We start from the raw sequence: 19,100 nt of genomic DNA, 5'->3' as shown, positions 1-19,100 counted from the left end.
AGGGGCATTTTTTTGTATCATGCCACACTTTTTTTCGAGAGAATTAAGGGCGGACGCAAAAGCAAGTACCCTAATGCTCCCAAGAGGGGGACAAGGCTCCACCAGCGCCACGGTGACTTTTCCAGTCCTCGCCGTTGCCAGTCATCCACTAGTAGCACCGGCAAGAGCAACGACAGGAGGCAAAAGTCTAGGCTCATCACATGAATAAAGCGGCTGGTTTGCCACTGCTGCCAAAAGTCTGGCCAATCGCCGCCAACCAAGCCATAGCCAAGAAAGCCCACAGCCAATAAACCAATGACAACGGCAGTGAGCCGTGATTCCCAAAGGCGTACCCCCCGATTGAGTTCTCCGCTGAAGATCGGTGCTGGCTGGCGCAGGATGAAGTAAGGTAACAGGGCAAACGCACCCACGGCAAAACTAAAAGCCGCAAATGGCCACGCGGGAAATCGCTGTTCTTGACCATCCACCACCAGTAATGCGGTATAAATCAGTGGCCAGACGCCCATCAAATTAAAAAGACTGACAATGAGGGGGTTAATGCCTTGCCAGTCTCCCGTTGCTAGCCGTTGAATAAGTGTCAGTGTTTGCGGTTGATCGGGGGGGGCAAAACCAAAGCTATAGACAATCAATCCCAGCCACAGAACCGCAAAGAAAATCCGCATACCGCCCTAAGCTAAAACCGTTTCGGGTACCCCCGCTTTTTGCAGTTGCTTCGTAAATTGCGGCAGCACTCGCTGACACTGGCGGATAAAGGCCTCTAGCCAACCTTGCAAGTGCTCTAGCTGCTCCTCACTGAGAAACACATCGCGGGTGGACTGGTACGATTGACAAACCACACGACCATCATTGGTCACTGTAAAGTCAGCGAACCAACTGCTGTAGGGACGAGTCCCCCGCCAATAGTTGGCCACAATCATCTTGCCAAGGTATTTCTGGGCGATGTCGCCAATTTTGTTAAAGTGTTCTAGCACTTCCGCCAAGGTGAGGGCTTTTGCTGCGGCGCCTTTTGTTTCTCCAAGCTGCGGCAGGGTAATGTCTGTCAGTTCTTCGCGAGGCTGTCCCCCCAGACCCATGAGGGCAAAGAGTTTTTGTTCCAGATTGGCGAGGTAGCTATTGTAGGTTTGGCCGTTGCGGCTCAGGGTTTGGTGCATCCGCACAATGAGATCAATTTCTGCCAACTTAGTTGCCGCCAAGGATTCTAGGCGTGCCAATTGATCGGCAAAGGCTTGACTGTCACTTTCGGCACCACTTACGGTCAACCCAAGGGATTCAGCACGCTTTGCAAGGAGACGGCGAATGTAATAGCGGGTCATGGGTGTGAGCGACATAGTCTGAACCTCAAATGCAGCCAATGTGGAACACAGGCGGAATGTAAACTTTTGTAAATCAGCTTAACATGTCTCTGGCTGTATTGCAAAATATAAACCTTATACTTCCTGAAGCAGATTCCAGCAGCAGTAGAAACTAACTTTAGGCAAAAGTGTGTTCATTCCTCCTATCTCTTTATCAATGTAGAAGATGGAGGGTACTGTTTGGCCAGTAATTTCACGGAAATTTACTTGTACGTTGGCAAATTTAATAGAACTAAAATCAGCTAGGATTACCGAGTTTTAGATTTTTGTGGGGGTGGCCAAGTCTTGACCTAAAAAAGGGGGCGATCGCCCCCCTATCACAATACGCTTCAGCCTTAATCAGGTGCTAGCTGGCGCTGACCAACTCCGCTAAGCGTTTCGAGACCACAGCCAAGTGTCCTTTCTCCAGTACCTCATCGGCGTCGAGAACATTGAGTCCCATGATGATCCGTGCAATCAGACCCGTCCAGCCGGTTTGGTGACTCGCACCTAGTCCTGCGCCATTATCCCCATGGAAGTATTCATAAAACAGAATTAGATCACGCCAGTGGGGATCGCTTTGGAATTTTTCGGTGCCACCATAGACCGGTCGCCGCCCCGATTCATCCTTGAGGAAGATACTGGCCAAGCGGCGGGCAATTTCTGCCGAGACCTCCCAGAGGTTGAGCCAGCGGCCTGAACCGGTGGGGCATTCCACCGTAAACTCGTTGCCGTAATAGCCATACATTTTGCGGAGAGCTTGCACCAAAAGGGCATTCACGGGCATCCAAATGGGGCCACGCCAGTTGGAGTTACCGCCAAAGAGGCCGGTGGTGGATTCACCGGGTTCATAGCTAACGCGATAGGCCTCGCGGCCGAGTTGGAAAATATAGGGGTGATCGTAGTGGTAGCGGGAGAGGGCACGGATGCCATAGTCACTGAGGAATTCACTCTCATCCAACATGCGGGTGAGAATCCGCCGTAGTTTGGCCTCGTTGACGGGCGAGAGCAACCGCCGTTTTTTTACACCCGGGCGATCGATGGGGTTAATGTTGGCCAAAAGCTCAGGGTGGCGGGCATTAAAGGCAGCAATGCGTTCCCTAAAGGTGGGTAGGGAGTCCAGCAACTCTTCCGAGAAAATGGCAGTGGCACACAGGGGCAGCAATCCCACCATCGAGCGTACCTTCAGGCGCTGGGCACGACCATCGGGCAGCCGCAGCAGGTCATAGTAAAAGCCATCTTTTTCATCCCAGAGTTCATCTTTCTGGACGCCAATGCGATCCATCGCTCCGGCAATGTAAACGAAGTGCTCATAGAATTTGCAGGCAATATCCTCATAAACGGGATTGTGCTGTGCTAGCTCTAGTGCCATAGAGAGCATATCGAGGGCAAACATTGCCACCCAAGCCGTACCATCCGCCTGCTCAAGAACACCACCCGTGGGTAGGGGCGCACTGCGATCAAAGACGCCAATATTGTCTAAACCAAGGAAGCCACCCTCCATGACGTTGTTGCCGAGGGAATCCTTGCGGTTGACCCACCACGTAAAGTTGAGCATGAGCTTATGGAAGACACTCTCAAGGAAAGCCAAATCGCCTTCGCCTTTTTTCATGGCTTTGTCCAAGAGATAGATTTGCCACGTGGCAATCCCATGCACAGGCGGATTCACATCACCAAAGTTCCATTCGTAGGCGGGAATTTGACCGTTGGGGTGCAGATACAGTTCATTCACCATCAGCTTAAGCTGCTCTTTGGCGAAGTCGATATCCATCAGAGCTAAGGGCGAGCAGTGGAAGGCCAAGTCCCAAGCGGCAAACCAAGGATATTCCCACTTGTCGGGCATGGAGATAATGTCGGCGCTTTCAAGGTGGAACCACGATTTGTTGCGGGTAACGATGCGCTCTTCCACATCGGGGGGCAGCGCTTTATCTTCCAGCCACTGCTTGACAGGGTAGTAGTAGTACTGCTTTGTCCACATCATGCCGGCAAAGGCTTGACGAACCACATTGCGCTGATCAGCCGTGCAGTCACTGGGGATGAGGTGATCAAAGAAGAGATCCGCTTCGGTGCGGGCTTGGTTGAGGCGATCGCTAAAGGCATTGCCAAAGCTGAGGGGGCTACTTTTGGCAGATGCTAGGCGTAGTTGAATGATCTCAACCCCTTGGGCGGCAACGGTGACTTGATAGTGGGCAGCCACCTTGGTGCCGACTTTGTCGGGGTTGACGGCATTTTGCTCACCATTGATCAGGTAGCGGTGAAAGGCATCCTTAACGTAGGGCGAGGCATTGGGCTGGCCAAAGAGCCGCTCAAAGTTGGTTTCATTCTCGGTGAAGAGGAAGGGCACCGGGCGATCGCTCACAAATTCATACTCTCCTAGCTCCCCATGGCGTGCCCGCACCAGTGTCGCATCCATTTGCTTCAGTTCTGGTTTGGCGAGAACCTTGTCCGGTGTCCAACTCCACGTATTGCGGTACCAGAGGGTGGGCAGAACATGCAAATGGGCAGCTTCGTTGCCGCGATTGTGAATGCTGATTTGAATCAAAATGTCATTGGGAGCCGCTTTGGCATATTCAATGAAGACATCGAAGTAGCGATCGCCCTCAAAGACCCCTGTATCCAAGAGTTCATACTCCATTTCAAAGCGGCTGCGGTGGCGGTTGGTCATCACCAGATCAATGTAGGGATAGGCAGCTTGGGGATACTTGTAGAGGTATTTCATGTAGGAATGGGTGGGCGTACTGTCGAGGTAAAAGTAATACTCTTTAACGTCCTCCCCATGATTGCCTTCATTGTTGGTTAAGCCAAAAAGCCGTTCCTTGAGAATTGGATCGTTGCCATTCCAAAGAGCCAAGGCAAAACAAAGCCGTTGCTGCGCATCACAAATGCCACCGAGGCCATCTTCACCCCAACGGTAGGCACGCGATCGCGCTTGATCATGGGAAAAATACTCCCAAGCATTGCCGTCGGCGGAATAGTCTTCCCGTACAGTGCCCCACTGCCGCTCGCTCAAGTAAGGTCCCCAAAATTTCCAAGGGTTGGCTTGGCCATGAACTTGATTGAGTCGTTCCAGTTCAGGATTGACAGGAGAAGCCATTTTTAACCTCGCTTGTTATCTCAAAAATTCCATAAAGGCCTACAAACTTATATGAACTTAAGCGAAAACTCTTATAAATAAAAAAAATAAAAAGAGATAAAGAGCTTAAGCTCATAGATTTTGAGTATAAGCAAAATATCCTAAACTCCAAGAAAGGAAACATTAAGGCTTAGTAATCTGCTAGGGCAGATATAGCCCTTTCCTGAACTAGGGGGACATCTGGGAATCCAATCCGCTACAGTAGGAGTTGTCGCAGTGTTGAGCGTCTTCGTGAAAGAGGTAGTACCCGACCCAGATTTTGCTTGACCTGATGCGCGGCAAGCCCCGGCATTCATGTCGGCGGCGAAGGATAGTGCGGATGGCGGAGGCATCCTAATCATGGTATTGCCACTGAAACCCAAGGTGGCCTACGGCAGGGCATGCCGGCAAGATACAAGCAGCGGTTAGAACCCGCCGAAACGATTGCGCAGTCATCCCCGTCGTAGGAATCTGCGGCTTTCAGGCCGGGGAGGAGGTCAAGTCTTCTCCAATCTCTGCTACGATGAAAGTAAGGGTTGGTTGTTTGCTCGTTAAACGTAGATTGTTTAGGAAGCCATTTCTCTAGGCATCTAGGTAAAAAGCAGTCGTAACCATCTTTGCTCTAAGGGAGCAGCCTACAGGGCTTAGCTCCACTTTGAGTTTGTCAATGTGTTCGAGAGTTTTATGACATCTGTTTCTTCGTTGCCTGCGCGCCCCCTGCGTCCCAATTGGGGGGTGATTTTTTTTATGGGCATTGTGCATTTGGGAGCGTTGCTGGCATTGGTACCGGGGCTGTTTTCTTGGCCGGCTGTGCTGTTGTGTGTTGTTCTCTATTGGGTGTCTGGAGGCCTTGGCATCACCCTAGGCTGGCATCGCCTGATCACCCATCGCAGTTTCCAGTGCCCGAAATGGCTGGAATACTTTTTTGGCTTTTGCGGCAGCTTGGCCTGTGAGGGTGGAATTATTGAATGGGTTGGCCTCCACCGTAATCACCACCTCCACTCCGATCAAGAACTGGATCAGCACAATTCCCAAAAGGGGTTTTGGTGGTCGCACATGGGTTGGATGCTCCAAGAAGTGCCCGCCAAGGCAGAGGTAGAACGCCTCACCAAGGACATTAACACTGATCCGGTGTATCGCTTTTTGAATCAGTACTTTGTGCCCATTCAAGTGGTTTTAGGGGTCTTGCTGTATCTGTGGGGGGGACTGCCCTTTGTGGTCTGGGGCATCTTTGTCCGCCTTGTGCTGGTGTATCACCTCACTTGGTTTGTCAATAGTGCCACCCATAAATTTGGCTACCGCACCTTTGAATCGGGCGATCGCTCCACAAATTGTTGGTGGGTTGCCCTGCTGACGTTTGGCGAAGGCTGGCACAACAACCACCACACCTACCCCCATTCGGCACGTCACGGTCTGCAATGGTGGGAATTTGATATTACGTGGATCACGATTCGGGCATTGCAAGCGATTGGTCTGGCCCAAAAGGTGCGGCTCGTGGAAGCCCCCACGAATCAGTAAAAGCCCTTAAAAGGGGTACTGGGGTTCCGCTTCTTGCCAAATGCGGATCAATTCCCTCGCCTCTGGGTAGAGGGGATGCGTGGGGGGGATGAGTTCGGCGGTGGCGATCGCCTGCTGGTTGTCCCGCCCCACCCAATAGCGCGCCTGCTCCAAGATATTATTGCCCCACTGCACAATCAACTGGTTGGCGGTGGCATAGACACTGGAGTTGGGGGAGATTTCTTGGGCAATGGCAATGGCAGCAGCAAAGTCGCGATCGCGCCCCCCTCGAGCACGGCGCTGGGCTTCATTCAGGCGAGCCATCTCCGGATCAAGCTGCCAGCTCACTGCTGCAGTTGCCACGGGGGGAAAGAGTTCTTTGAGGCGATTTTGAGCCGTTTCATAGAGGGCACGCTGGGGACGAATTCGCTCAAGGAGTTGGCGGGCTTGCAGCAGGGCTTCAGGGGTGCCTTGGCGGGCAAGGGCGTTGGCCTGATCGATCAGGGGTTGATCCTCAGCAATCTCGATTTGACGTTGCCACAGCCGTCGCTGATCGCGGATTTGGTCTTGGCGATAGGGACTCGCGTCCGCTAAAGGGATGTTGAGCTTGTGGAGGGCAAGGTAGAGGCGATCCAGCGTGCCGCCACGGGCAATGGCTTGAGCTTCTGCGAGGGTTCGCAGTACCTGCAAATCTGCTTGCCAGCGCCGAATGGCCTGCTGGGCTTCAAAGTAGAGGGGGCGTTCTGCAGTAATCGTCCGCGCTTGGGCAATGGCTCGATCAATGTCCTGACCCATCCCCGCTTGGGCAAATTCTTCTGCGGTTGCCAACGTCACCACATCCTCAGCGCTGCGGGCACTCCTGACATCACGGGGAATTAAACCAGCAATGCGCCTTGCCTCTTGGGGGTCATAGCGATTTAAGGCGGCGATCGCCAATTCCAACAAGCGCTCCCCCAACTCATTGAGAAGGCGACGGGCACCGGGATAAATATCACTGGTGGTGGGAATTCGCCGCACAATTGCAATGGCAGCGGCCAAGTTATCGGCTCCCCCCTGTGCCATGAGGGCACGGGCTTCATCCAACTGCCGATCTTCCCGTTGGGCACGGATAATCCGCTCATTAAAGGCGCCAAACTGCTCCTGTGCCCAATAACGACAGGCAACAAATTGCAACTGGAGCGAGATTTGAAAAGCTTCTCGCCATTCGAGGTTTTTCAAGGCGGCTTCGGCGCGTCGGTAGATGCTCTCCCCCTCTTGCCAAATTTCCTGCCAGCGTTGAATGCGTTCTTCCACTTTGGTATGGGCTTGGACATCCCGAGGAATCCGCCGCGCAAAGGCGATCGCCCGATTTAATTGCCCCTCATGAAAGGCTACCTCTGCCAAGGCCAAAACCTGATCTGACCACGCTTCTAGGCGGCGATTAATCTCAGGGGCAAGGGGATGATCGCGAGGCAAGTCATCAATGAGATCAATGGCATGGAGCAAATCTTCAAGGGTGTGTCGCTCCGCCGCTTGTTGGGCGCAGTAGAGGCGAAAGGAGGCCGATGCCAAAGGCCAAAGGACAAAATCACAATTGCCGGGAGTCGTCGGTTGCCGCAGCAGCAGCCACAGGGATAGCCCGGAAATCCCGACGGAGGTGAGGAGGGAGAGGCTGGCCACCACTTGCCAGTGTTGCAACCAAGGTAAGCAGGCACGCCACTGCTTTTGGACAAGGGGGACTAGACGATTGAGTTGGCGCGATCGCCCACCAAAGCGTTTTAAGATCGCGATCACTGCGGTTGATTTAGTTTGATCCTGCACCGTCTCCCACTCCCCAACACTCCCTATTGGCATCCCTAACTGTGAGCACAATGCCCAGTGACAGCCCTTTTCTTAGGCGTTAAGGAACTGAAATGTTCCCGACACTCACTTGCGCAGTGTTGCCTGGGTTCCATCCTTGGGAAAAGGGCTGTACCTAGGGAATGGCCGAGCCTTTCAAAATTATCCTAATCAATTTAGAGCGAGAGCTAGACCCAAGACAAACTCAACAAACTAACTGTTCGCCGTTTCACTGGGGGTTGTCGCTTCGCTCGGGGCAGGCGATTGGGAGGCCAGATTGCCTCGGTTAAGGGCTTCTTGCAACTTGGCTTCATCCTCTTTTGACAGGGAGGTGCGCAGGACTTTACCGCCAAAGGGAGCAATTTCCTCAAGGACTTTGTCGGGTGTGGCTTGACGCACCAACGTAAAGATGGCCGAGCTGCCGGGGGCAATGGTTTGTCCCAATTCCTTGATGAAATTATCGTCAATGCCAATATCGGTAAATTTGCCGGAAATCGCCCCGGCCACAAGACCCGCAGCCCAGCCCAAGAGGGGATTGAAGAACAATAGACCAATGAGCAGCCCCCAAAAGCCACCGCCAAGGGCCCCCTGGAGGGTCAAATCCTGAGTCTGGTTGATTTTAACCTTGCCATCTTTGGTGCGCACGACAACAGCCGCGTCCTCAAGGTCAATGAGATGCTCACGCTGGAGTTTTAATAGCTGGATTAATACTTCGTTCGCCTTGTACTCATCATCAAACGCAATGACCACTAAGGTACTCATAACTTTAGGTCTCCCTACGAATGTGGGTCATAGAACCGCTCCTACCCTAGCATTGTCATTAGCAGGTTGGGATTGCGGTATTGTAGCTAAGGGACGAAGCAAGGTCTTTGACAGCCCTTTTCACGGTAAGATAGCGAGACCATGAGCACGCCACAAACCTACACTGTGACCATTCACGTGCGTCCCCTCAAGCCGGGGGATCCACCCACGCGGACGTACACAATTACTGTTCCGAGCGATCGCTATATCCTGCAATACGCTGAGAGCCAAGGCCTTGAGTTGCCCTTTTCCTGTCGTAACGGTGCCTGTACTACCTGTGCCGTGCGCATTCTCTCTGGCCATGTCTATCAACCTGAAGCCATGGGACTCTCCCCCGCCCTGCAAGCCCAAGGCTATGCCCTCTTGTGTGTCAGCTATGCCCGCTCTGACCTTGAGGTAGAAACCCAAGATGAAGATGAGGTCTATGAGCTGCAATTTGGCCGCTACTTTGGCAAGGGACGGGTACAGCTGGGGCTACCCCTCGATGAGGACTAGTGATCCATGACAGCTGTGAGTTGCCCACTGCCGGCGAGTGAGCGACAGCGCTATTTAGAAATTGCCACGGAGGCAGCCTTGGCGGGGGGCGCTGTCCTGCAGCACTATTGGGGCAAACTGAGTGAGATTGAGGAAAAGGGGCGCTCTGGTGACCTCGTCACGGTGGCCGATCGCCAGTCAGAAGCAGTGGTACTGGATGTCATTCATCGCCATTGTCCAGACCATGCGGTGCTCGCGGAGGAATCGGGTCTTTTGGGACTGAAGGATAATCCATTTCTGTGGGCGATTGATCCTCTGGATGGCACCACCAACTATGCCCATCAATACCCTTTTAGTGCGGTGTCAGTAGCTCTCTTAGTAGAGGGAGAACCCCACATTGGTGTCGTCTATGATCCCTTTCATCGCGAACTGTTTCGCGCTGCTACAGGCCTCGGTGCCACCCGCGATCGCCAGCCCATTCAGGTTTCCACCACCGCAGAACTGAGTCATAGCCTTTTGGTCACGGGCTTTGCCTACGATCGCCGTGAAACCGAAGACAACAACTATGCGGAATTTTGCTACCTGACCCATCTCAGCCAAGGGGTACGGCGGAGTGGCGCGGCAGCCATTGACTTGGCCTACATTGCCTGTGGTCGCCTTGATGGTTATTGGGAACGGGGTCTGTCCCCTTGGGACTTAGCGGCTGGTGTGGTTCTGGTTCGTGAAGCTGGGGGCGTCGTCACTGCCTACGATCAATCCCCTTTTCAACTGACATCAGGGCGGATTTTAGCGACGAATGGGTATCTCCACACTGCCCTGAGTGAGGCACTCCTGCGGGTAAAACCCTTGGGCTTTTCGTTTCTGCCAGAGGGAGGTTAGGCCTCTAGGCGTATCGCTTCAGCTAAACACGTCCGTACCTGTAGGGGTTGATAGAAATTGGTTTGTTGGAGATCCACCTTAGACTGGGCAGTGAGGAATAGCAGCGCCCAAAAGACCCCCACAGGATCGGGTTTGCGCCGCAGTAGCTCTTGGAAGTCTAGCCATGTCCCTTCGGGAGCCATTTCTCCGAGGAGACTTTCTACTTCGTTAGCTATCTCCGTCAGGTTTTCTTGGTGCGCCAGTTGGGTAATTGCCTTGAGGGTTGTGGGACGGCGACGCCGCCGCGGTTGATGCGGCCGCAGCACCTTTGCACGGTCGTTCTGAACTGCCATGGTTTTCAGGTGGGCAATCAATTCCTCAAGGGTGACGCGGCGCCGTTGTTGGGGGGGAGCCACGGGGCGACGATGCAAATGCTGCTCTAGGGCATGGGGCAAGACCACAAAGGACTGGTTTTCACTGATCTCTGGCGGTTCTGCGAATTCTGTTTCCTCGGGCATCGGTTCAGCAACTGCAACTAGGCGATCGCTCTTCAGGAGCACCAGCATCGCTGCATACAAAAAGGCCTGCCCTGATTCACTGAGATTGGGTTCCCCCCGCCGTGTCAACTCCGCCAAACAGCGATCGAAGACCTCAATCACTTGAATATCCCAAGGGTCAATTTCCCCCCGCTCAGCCAAGTCAATCAAAATGTCAATCGCGGTATCGGCAAAGGATTGGCTCATGGTTGGCTGACCACTCGTTGTTGTCTATCTTAGGAGGCTTGGCAGCCCCTATCCAGAAAAAGGCTCAGCAATGGGAATCGTAAAGTGAAACTCACTACCGCGATCGCGCCCCGCCGACTCCGCCCAAATTTGCCCCCCCAAATTGGTAATGATCTGGCGACAGATCGCGAGACCCAAGCCCGTCCCACCCGTAGAGCGCCGCAGTGCTCCCTCCTCCTGATAAAAGCGATCAAAAATCGTTTCCAAGCGATCCGGCTCAATACCGCGCCCTGTATCGGCAACCGTCACTTCCAATAGACCATCGGGACGAGGCTTGGCAGCAATGGAAACCTGACCCGACTGTTCCGTAAACTTGCAGGCATTATCGAGTAGCTTCGAGAGCACCTCCACTAGCCATTCGCCATCTGCTCGGATCAAGGGCAATTCCTTGGGCAAGACTGTGCGAATGGTCGGTAGTTGATCCTTGGGGGTGCGCAGACTACTGAGGGCTAGATCCACCAGTTCTTGGAGGGGGAGGGGTTCCGGTCGCCACTGCACCCGGCCACTTTCCAACTGCGAGAGGGTAAGGAAGTCCTGAATCAGTTTCCGCATGCGCTCAGCATCAGCGAGAGCCGTACTCAACATCACCTGCCGCAGTTCTGAATCCATATCGGGTTCACTCGCTAGACTTTCGAGGCAGACTTGAATAGTCGAAAGGGGCGTGCGCAGTTCATGACCCGTAATTGCAATCAGATTACTGCGGGTGCGATCTAAGGCCTCCAGTTGCGCGTTGAGTTCCTCCAGATCTGCGTAGGCCTCCGCCTGAATCAGGGCAACCCCCACTTGGGTGGCGATCGCCTCCACTAATTCTGCGTCCATATCGTGCCACGGCAGCGGTTCGCCTCGGTGGAGTTCAACAATGCCCAACAGCCGCCCTTGATAGAGAACAGGTGCCAGTAGGAGGGCTTTGACGCCGGCGGCCTCGAGGGGTTTGAAACGGGTCGCCTCGTAGTGGGGATCGGCGGCTACGTCATCCACCTGAATCACCTGCTGATGCGCCAGTGCCTGCTGGGTGTAGGGGTGTTCACTCACGGGCCAATACTGGTACTGCAATGGCAGTAGGGCACCGCTGGTGTACTCGTGCTCAATGCGCACGCGAGTATCGGTACTGCGGCAACGGTAAATGAGACAGCGATCGCCCTTGAGGGCTTCCCCTAGTTCTGCCACCGCACGAGTGAGAATTTCTGTGGGATTAAGGGAGTTGCGAATCGCCGTGGTAATTGCATTGGTGAGGCGTTCCTTGCGCTCTTGAATGGCAATTTGGCGGTAGGCCTTGATTTGCTTGTACTGGCCAGCTTGGAGATAGGTCACTAGGCGATCGGCAAAGGGGGCAGGATCACTATTGCACCCCGCCACTTGGCGATAGGTCTCAACCCATGCCAGACCTTCCTTGAGTTTCTCCTTCAGTTCAGGGCGGTACTCCCGAATACGGTTGAGGAGGATTTCAGCGGTTGTCGCTGCCACCTGCCGATCAAAGGTCCAAATGCCCTCAAAACGACGCGCCGCATCCATCGGCGGCAACACATCCAAGCGCTGGGCAGGCGATCGCTGGACTTCGCGGCAGACCAAGCAAGTGCTGTAATTTTTGCCCAAGACGGTCAAATGCCATTCTTGACTGAGGGCATCGGCGGGATCAAAGGCAACCGTTTCATAGTCTCCCGAGCAGTTCTTAAACTCGGTTTCCGGGGCAGCCAAAACGTAAACGTGGTGGGACTTGGTGGCAATACGGCGGTAGCGATGGGCTTCTTGGCGATAAAAGCGTTCCCGCTGAAAGCAGGCAATAATAATCGGCGCATCCTCATTGGCCAAAACCTGATCCTCCATTGCATGGGAAAGCGCCGTCAGCGATGTCTTGAAGTACAGTTGCGATCGCAAGCGAGGCAACCGCGCCAACAACTCCTCAAGAACAGATGTGGCAATGATCCTGTTGGCCATGGAAGGGTGTGAATAAGAAGATGCCCTACGGTACCATTATCGGCAAATCCGCACCAGCGAACCTATTGAAATTCAGTTCGAGCGGCTGTACCTAAGTCAACCAACGGCTGAATTGCTGGAACCTTCAATCTTAAACTTTTGTTAAGAATTTTATTGATCGGCAGGGCTTATGTGTAGTTTTCTATACTATATTTAAGCAAACCTCAAAAGATCAGCTCCTCTAGCACCGGGGATCAACAAAATCCTCATCATTGCAATGGTTGCTTACAGTGTTCCCAAAAGCGCTCCGTGGAAACACCCATGGCAAAGCAAGAGGGGTGTAGTAAGTTGGGTTTCAGAGAATAAGGTGAAAAAGCTGTGACTGCCCGTATTTCTGCTGTCCCTAGTGCTGGTCATCGTCGGTATGATCCTGAGGCGATCGCCCGCTACTACTGGCGACATCCTTGGCGAGTTATCTGGCGGTTCCTGAACATTGCGGTCTCTTTCCTAACATTTTGGCTGTTATTGCAGTGGGACAAGTGGTTAGGCCAACAGGAAAGTCAGCGTCCCCTGCGGGCAATGCAACTGCGCAAACTCCTAATCCGTTTAGGCCCAACCTTCATTAAAGTCGGTCAAGCCCTCTCCACTCGCCCCGATTTGATTTGTCCCGACTACCTCGAAGAACTGACGCTCCTTCAGGACAAATTGCCCCCCTTTGCCAATGAGATTGCTATTGCCATTATTGAGCGAGATCTGCGCTTAAACCTAGGGGATATTTTTGCCGAATTCTCACCCCAACCGGTGGCCGCCGCCAGTCTCGGCCAAGTCTATCGAGCCAAACTCCACAGTGGTGAAGAAGTGGCCGTCAAGGTGCAGCGTCCCAACCTCTTGCCCGTGATTACCCGCGATCTCTTCTTGATTCGCCTTTTGGTGCAGTGGGTCAAGCCTTGGCTACCGATTAACCTCTGCCATGATTTGCGAGACATTGTCGATGAATTTGGCCGCAAGCTCTACGAGGAAATTGACTACCTCAATGAAGGGCGCAATGCCGAGAAATTTGCTGCCAACTTCCACGATGATCCCACGGTCAAGGTACCGAAAATCTATTGGGAATACACCACGGAGCACGTGCTTACGCTGGAGTGGATCCATGGCATTAAACTCACCCGTACGGATTGTATGGTGGCGGCGGGCGTCAATCCCGATGAGCTGATCCGTGTTGGCGTGATTTCTGGTTTGCGGCAACTCTTGGAATTTGGCTTTTTCCATGCGGATCCGCATCCGGGGAATCTGTTCGCCATGCCCGATGGCCGTATGGCCTACATTGACTTCGGCATGATGGATCAACTGGAGGAGAGCACTAAAGAATCTTTGGTGGATGCCGTCGTTCATTTGGTGAACAAGGACTATCAAGCCTTGGCGACGGACTTTGTCAAACTGGGCTTTTTGACCCCGGAAACGGATATTACGCCGATTATCCCTGCCCTTGAGTCGGTCTTTGAAGAGGTGATTGGCTCCAGTGTGCGGGAATTCAACTTCAAAGTGATCACCGATCGCTTCTCCGAGTTGATGTATGCCTACCCCTTCCGGGTTCCCGCTAAGTTTGCCCTGATCATTCGCTCTCTAGTCACCCAAGAGGGCATTGCCCTGTGTCTCAACCCTAACTTCCGCATTGTTGATGTCAGCTATCCCTATGTGGCACGGCGTCTGCTGCAAGGAGAATCGCCCCAACTGCGGCGACGGTTATTGGATGTCCTCTTCAAGGATGGTCGTCTGCAGTGGCAACGCCTGGAAAACCTAATTGCGATCGCCCGGCAGGATCAGCACTTTAACCTCGCGCCAACCGCCACCTTGGGCTTGCAGTATCTCTTTTCTGAGGAGGGGCAGTACCTGCGGCGGCAAATTGTGCTAGCGTTAACCGAAGATGACCGTCTCCACACCGAAGAGGTGCAACGCCTTTGGAATTTGGTCAAGTCTGATCTGCGTCCGCTCTTCTTGATTGATGTGGCATGGGAAGCCCTCAAGGCCTCTGTCTCCCACACGCTCGGTAAAGAAGAAGACAGCAATTCCTTGGTGGTGGCCAGCTAAGGGTTGGCAGCGGTTATCAACGTTCCTGAGTGTCCAAGAAGGATTAGGTATCCCGTGTTTGATCCACCCATTGTCTTGCTACTGGCGGGTATTTTTATGGGGTTGACCAGTGGTAAAGCCTTTGAAGCCACCCTCAAGCAGAGTGTCCAAGAATGGAACCGCAGTCGTTCCACCCGTGTTCTGAGTCAATTGCGCGGCCCCCAACTTCAGTTGCCCTACTTGGGGATTTCCATTGGTATCTGGCTCTTCCTGATGGCGGGATTGTGGACCTATGGCTTTGGTGCAGGGCTGAGTATGGTCATTGCCTTTGTGCTGACGATCGCCACCGCCCTTTTGGTGTGGTATCAACTGGGGAAAGTGCTGACCATTTTAAGTACGGGTGGCTCCCGTGCCCTTGATCTCGATGCCCTTGAGGCCAAGGAATAGTTTTTTATAACTCCTAAAGGAGGCGTTGTGGATTTACTGACCCAAGTGGATGAACTGATTGCCAACGCCCCCGATGACCCTGCGACTGTGGCGGCGGTACAGGCGATCGCCCCCATTCTCTACGAGGAAGCCCAGCGCTACGGGCAAACGGTTTACTACGTCCTGCAAACTCCCGATGGTCAGTGGCAGGTGATTACCCTTGAGGAACAGCAGCCCCCCCACCAGCAAAAAAATGTGATCCACGCCTACGGTAGTGAAGCCATGGCTCAAGAGGCCTGTGATGAACAAGTGATCCCAGTGCCCATGCCAATTATTCCCCTTTTGTTTCAACTGTTGGCGGCAGAGCCAGTGGATAGCCTGATGATCCTTGAGGCGGATGGCGAACGAGGCTGGGAAGTGGGGCGAGAATGGTTACTAGCTCAAGTGCGCGCAATCCTCAGTGCTCCCCCGGATATGGCCTAGGACGGAAGCTGCTCACCACGAATCGCCAAGTCTAGCAGTTGCATCGGGTGGTAAATGGGCACGGAGCTACTCTGCTCTTGGAGATACTGCCGCAATTGCACGGTGCAGCCCACATTGGCTGAGACAATGACATCAGGGCGAGTATTCAGCAGGTTGCGTACCTTTTGGCGTCCCAATTCCGCTGCGACATCGGGTTGAAGAATGTTGTAAACCCCGGCACTGCCACAGCACAGGGCTGCATCGAGGGGTTCGTGCAGTTGCACTTGGGGAATTTGTCGCAGCAGTTGCCGCGGTTCAAGGCGAATTTTTTGGCCGTGGATCATGTGGCAGGCATCTTGATAGACCAAGGCCAAGGGGCGATCGCCCAAGGGGTGGAGCGGTGTCACCAAGCCCTGTTTGACCAAAAAGACCTGCACATCCTCCACCTTTTGCACAAAGTCACGGGCGCGATCGCGGTACTCTGGATCGGCAGCCAAAAGGCGATGATATTCCTTGAGGGTGTGGCCACAACCCGAGGCATTGATTAAAACCGCATCCACATGAGCGGCAGTAAAACAATTAATCATCTGGCGAGCAAGGGTTTGCGCCTGATCCTCTTCCCCTTGATGATGGGGCAGGGCACCACAGCATCCCTGTTGCGGCGGCAGCACCACCTCAAAGCCATTGGCACTTAAGACGGAGATCGTGGCTTCATTCACTTCCGGCAAAAAGAGCCGTTGGACACAGCCCAGAATCACCCCCACGCGGCCACGCTGTTTCCCTTGGGCAGGCACCACTTCAGGCCAGCGATCGCGAAATGTTTTGGCTGAAAGGGGCGGTAGCATTTGATACATGGCCGCAAGGGACTTGGGCAAGAGCCGTTTCAGGAGTCCCAGCCGCTTTTCGAGATTGGCCAAGCCGAGTTTTTGGTAGAGCCAGAGCGGCCACAGGAGGGCACGCAGCCGTTGGGGATAGGGCAGCGTTTGGAAAATCAACTGCCGCAACCAGCGATCGCCCACGGGCCGCTGATAATGGCGCTGCACTTGAACCCGCGTGGCAGCAATCAACTTATCGTACTCAACCCCCGATGGACAGGTGGTGACGCAGGCCAAGCAACCCAAACAGGAGTCAAAGTGCTGTACGACATCCGCCAGTTGCACCTGTTCCTCATGAATGGCATCCATGAGATAGATACGACCACGGGGAGAGTCCATTTCCGTCCCCAGTACCCGATAGCTAGGACAGGTGGATAGGCAAAACCCGCAGTGGACACAGGCATCAATCAGGTGTGGATCAGGAGGCGACTGCGCATCAAAGCCAGCCACAGGATCAGTTGCAGTCATTCGTAAGTATTGAAACTTGTCTAGAGATTGCCGACAAAAACGCCAGTGCCAAAGACACCCGTTGCATCCAATTGTTGCTTAAGATTCCGCATCAATTCAAGGGCGTTGCCGCGATAGTCCCAAGGATCGAGTTGCTGCTTGAGGTTCAGGGGGGCGGCTAAGACGGTGACATAGCCCCGTGGTAGCCCTTGGCGCAGCCTGAGAATGAGTTGACGGAGATGCTCCTCCTGTCCGTGGAGATAGGCGTAACCGACCCCTGCACTCATTTCGCCTCGGCACTCGCAGGCCAATTCCCTTGCCAACTGCTGAAGCTGGGTGAGAGCGGGCAACATTTCGCTTAGAGGCACACCGATTTTGAGAGTCACTTGATCGGGGGTGGGGTTGAGGGTAATGCCTAGAGGGGCTTGGGGTTCCAGTTGCAGATTATGGGTCTGGGCAATCTGACTCAGGCGATCGCCCAACGTACCCGCAGCAATCACTTCCCGCAGGGTATGGAATTCCAATTCCAACAGCAGCGTCCCCCGTGGTTCAAGGCGCAACACACACCGCGCGGGCGCAAGGGAACTCGTCAAAATCACCTCAAGTCCCTTGGCCAAAGCAGAGACTTCCCCCCGCAACTGCCAGATTTGTACCGCATCCGGCAGAGGATACACCCGCAGCGTCACCTCTGTCAGAATCCCCAGTGTGCCATAGCTGCCGATCAGGAGTTTCATCAGGTCGTAGCCGGCAACATTTTTGACCACCCGCCCTCCCGCTTTGACGATTTGGCCATCACTGCGAATGAACTTCACCCCCAACAATTGATCGCGCCATGACCCATACCGCTGCCGTAGTGTGCCATTGCTTTGGGTGGCCAAGCAGCCGCCAAGGGTGGCCGTTTCTCGAAAGAGGGGATCTGCGGCAATCCACTGTCCTGCGGGTGCTAGGTGGTGCTGGAGCTGCTGAAAGGGAATACCCACTTGGGTGGTGACGGTCATATCGGCAGCCGCATGATCAATGAGCTTCTGCCACGCCGTTGTCCGCAGAAAAATATCTGCCTTGGGGGTGTTCCCGAGCCAATTGAGTTTGGTGCCTGCTCCAATGGGCAACACTCGCCAGCCTTGGCGCCGGGCACAGGCAATCACTTCTGCCCCCGCTTCTGGGGTGGGGGGAGTCAGCAGCAGGGCTCGCTCAGGAAGGTAGGGGCGCAGGTGGGGGGCGCGATCGCCCAATTCAGCAAGGGAGTGAACCGCTGCATCCCCCAACAGTGCGCTCAGTGTGCGTTTCATGGATTACGGGTGGGCAGTTCAAAAACAAACCCTTCGTAGTATAAAAGTTGACCGTCCTCACTTTTGACCGGGCGGGCACATTCACAGATGGTTGTGATCGTTTGATCCGCGCGATACACCTTGGAAACCAAGTTGCGCACAAAGCCACGAGTTTCAATTTGTTGTTGGAATTTTTGCCAACTGCTGTCATCCACATAGGGTCGCTGGTTGTGGTGTTCAAGATCCGCTAGCCAATCTTCGGCATCGGCATAGCCATAGATGCGTGCCAAGGCATTGTTGACTTTGAAGTAAACCCCCTCGGGCGAACTTTGGTAAATCCCGACCACGGCTTCCTCAAACATCTGCCGATACTGTTCTTGCGCTGCTTGCAATGAGGCAACCAAGTCGCGCCGCTCCTCGACAATTTCCTGCAACTGCTGGTTTTGCTTTTGCAAGAGGGCATTTTTTTGCCGCAGCTTCCGCTGTAGGAGAGCGATCGTCAACTGATTTTTTACCCGTGCCAGCACCTCCGCCTGCTGAAAGGGTTTGGTGATGTAGTCGGCGCCGCCAATCTCAAAGGCCTTGACCTTGTCAAAGACATCATCGAGGGCACTAATGAAAATAATGGGGATATGCTTGGTCTTGGGATTCTCCTTCAGGGTTTGACAGACCTCGTAGCCATTCATATCAGGCATCATGATGTCCAAGAGAATGACATCCGGGGGTTCGGCCTCAATCCCCATGAGCGCCATTTGGCCACTAATGGCACCGCGCACATCGTAGCCTTCCAGTTGCAGCAGCGTTGTGAGAACTTCAACATTTTCGGGGGTATCATCGACAATTAAAATGCGACCAGCCCCTGAATCAAAGAGGTCGGTGGTCATGCACGGGTCTCCCAATGGCGATCGTTTGTCAGCGCCCTGACACTCCCCATCCTATCAAAGTTTTTTCTGAGCGCCGGCGATCGC

General features: G+C 53.9%; 16 protein-coding genes. 6 read left to right on the top strand and 10 right to left on the bottom strand.

Going from position 1 to position 19,100, the window contains the following annotated elements; all coding sequences use genetic code 11:
• Positions 1-17: 17 nt before the first annotated feature.
• The 3 genes from RHH53_RS09895 to RHH53_RS09885 all read right to left on the bottom strand — a co-directional run bounded on the left by RHH53_RS09895 (position 18) and on the right by RHH53_RS09885 (position 4,425).
• Positions 18-662: a DUF2834 domain-containing protein gene (locus RHH53_RS09895; RefSeq protein ID WP_310743737.1), complete on the bottom strand. Its 645-nt coding sequence runs from the start codon at positions 660-662 to the stop codon at positions 18-20.
• A gap of 6 nt (positions 663-668) precedes the next feature.
• Positions 669-1,328, bottom strand: coding sequence for a hypothetical protein (locus RHH53_RS09890; RefSeq protein ID WP_310743736.1), 660 nt, complete (start codon positions 1,326-1,328; stop codon positions 669-671).
• A gap of 370 nt (positions 1,329-1,698) precedes the next feature.
• Complete coding sequence (locus RHH53_RS09885) at positions 1,699-4,425, bottom strand: MGH1-like glycoside hydrolase domain-containing protein (RefSeq protein WP_310743735.1); 2,727 nt, start codon at positions 4,423-4,425, stop codon at positions 1,699-1,701.
• 702 nt (positions 4,426-5,127) lie between these two features.
• Between RHH53_RS09885 and RHH53_RS09880 the strand changes: the two genes are divergently transcribed.
• Positions 5,128-5,961, top strand: coding sequence for an acyl-CoA desaturase (locus RHH53_RS09880; RefSeq protein ID WP_206200012.1), 834 nt, complete (start codon positions 5,128-5,130; stop codon positions 5,959-5,961).
• A 6-nt stretch (positions 5,962-5,967) separates the two neighbouring features.
• Here the strand turns inward: RHH53_RS09880 and RHH53_RS09875 are convergent, their stop codons facing one another.
• On the bottom strand, positions 5,968-7,740 hold the full coding sequence (locus RHH53_RS09875) for a hypothetical protein (protein ID WP_310743734.1): 1,773 nt from the start codon (positions 7,738-7,740) through the stop codon (positions 5,968-5,970).
• Positions 7,741-7,971: 231 nt separating this feature from the next.
• The gene (locus tag RHH53_RS09870) at positions 7,972-8,520 is read right to left on the bottom strand and encodes a DUF1269 domain-containing protein (RefSeq protein WP_206200010.1); all 549 of its coding nucleotides are present in this window, start codon (positions 8,518-8,520) and stop codon (positions 7,972-7,974) included.
• Positions 8,521-8,661: 141 nt separating this feature from the next.
• Here RHH53_RS09870 and RHH53_RS09865 point away from each other — a divergent pair, with 141 nt between their 5' ends.
• Together RHH53_RS09865 and RHH53_RS09860 are read left to right on the top strand one after the other, a co-directional pair.
• Positions 8,662-9,054: a 2Fe-2S iron-sulfur cluster binding domain-containing protein gene (locus RHH53_RS09865; protein ID WP_225901556.1), complete on the top strand. Its 393-nt coding sequence runs from the start codon at positions 8,662-8,664 to the stop codon at positions 9,052-9,054.
• A 6-nt stretch (positions 9,055-9,060) separates the two neighbouring features.
• Entirely contained in the window at positions 9,061-9,912 is an 852-nt protein-coding gene (locus RHH53_RS09860) for an inositol monophosphatase family protein (protein ID WP_310743733.1), read from the top strand.
• Here the strand turns inward: RHH53_RS09860 and RHH53_RS09855 are convergent.
• Together RHH53_RS09855 and RHH53_RS09850 are read right to left on the bottom strand one after the other, a co-directional pair.
• Positions 9,909-10,634 (bottom strand): segregation/condensation protein A, encoded by a 726-nt coding sequence (locus tag RHH53_RS09855; protein WP_302678184.1) that lies wholly within the window; start codon positions 10,632-10,634, stop codon positions 9,909-9,911. The genes RHH53_RS09860 and RHH53_RS09855 overlap by 4 nt on opposite strands.
• Positions 10,635-10,682: 48 nt before the next feature.
• On the bottom strand, positions 10,683-12,608 hold the full coding sequence (locus tag RHH53_RS09850; protein WP_310743732.1) for a DICT sensory domain-containing protein: 1,926 nt from the start codon (positions 12,606-12,608) through the stop codon (positions 10,683-10,685).
• Between the two features lie 357 nt (positions 12,609-12,965).
• Here RHH53_RS09850 and RHH53_RS09845 point away from each other — a divergent pair, with 357 nt between their 5' ends.
• The 3 genes from RHH53_RS09845 to RHH53_RS09835 are packed head-to-tail and all read left to right on the top strand — an operon-like array spanning position 12,966 to position 15,563.
• Positions 12,966-14,675, top strand: a complete 1,710-nt coding sequence (locus RHH53_RS09845) for an AarF/ABC1/UbiB kinase family protein (RefSeq protein ID WP_206200006.1) — start codon at positions 12,966-12,968, stop codon at positions 14,673-14,675.
• Positions 14,676-14,729: 54 nt separating this feature from the next.
• Positions 14,730-15,101, top strand: coding sequence for a hypothetical protein (locus RHH53_RS09840; RefSeq protein WP_149818994.1), 372 nt, complete (start codon positions 14,730-14,732; stop codon positions 15,099-15,101).
• Positions 15,102-15,128: 27 nt separating this feature from the next.
• A complete protein-coding gene (locus RHH53_RS09835) occupies positions 15,129-15,563 on the top strand; it encodes a hypothetical protein (RefSeq protein WP_206200005.1) in 435 nt (144 codons plus the stop codon).
• Here the strand turns inward: RHH53_RS09835 and RHH53_RS09830 are convergent.
• The 3 genes from RHH53_RS09830 to RHH53_RS09820 are packed head-to-tail and all read right to left on the bottom strand — an operon-like array spanning position 15,560 to position 19,016.
• A complete protein-coding gene (locus RHH53_RS09830) occupies positions 15,560-16,885 on the bottom strand; it encodes a heterodisulfide reductase-related iron-sulfur binding cluster (RefSeq protein ID WP_310453742.1) in 1,326 nt (441 codons plus the stop codon). The genes RHH53_RS09835 and RHH53_RS09830 overlap by 4 nt on opposite strands.
• 20 nt (positions 16,886-16,905) lie before the next feature.
• Positions 16,906-18,153 carry an FAD-binding oxidoreductase gene (locus RHH53_RS09825; RefSeq protein WP_310743731.1) on the bottom strand — a complete coding sequence of 416 codons (1,248 nt, stop codon included), beginning with the start codon at positions 18,151-18,153 and terminating at the stop codon, positions 16,906-16,908.
• Positions 18,150-19,016, bottom strand: coding sequence for a response regulator (locus tag RHH53_RS09820; RefSeq protein ID WP_302678181.1), 867 nt, complete (start codon positions 19,014-19,016; stop codon positions 18,150-18,152). Before RHH53_RS09820 ends, RHH53_RS09825 begins: the two co-directional genes overlap by 4 nt.
• Between the last annotated feature and the right edge of the window lie 84 nt (positions 19,017-19,100).

Source organism: Thermosynechococcus sp. PKX82 (genome assembly GCF_031583255.1).
Classification (GTDB): domain Bacteria; phylum Cyanobacteriota; class Cyanobacteriia; order Thermosynechococcales; family Thermosynechococcaceae; genus Thermosynechococcus.
This window is presented reverse-complemented; position numbering and strand designations above follow the sequence as displayed.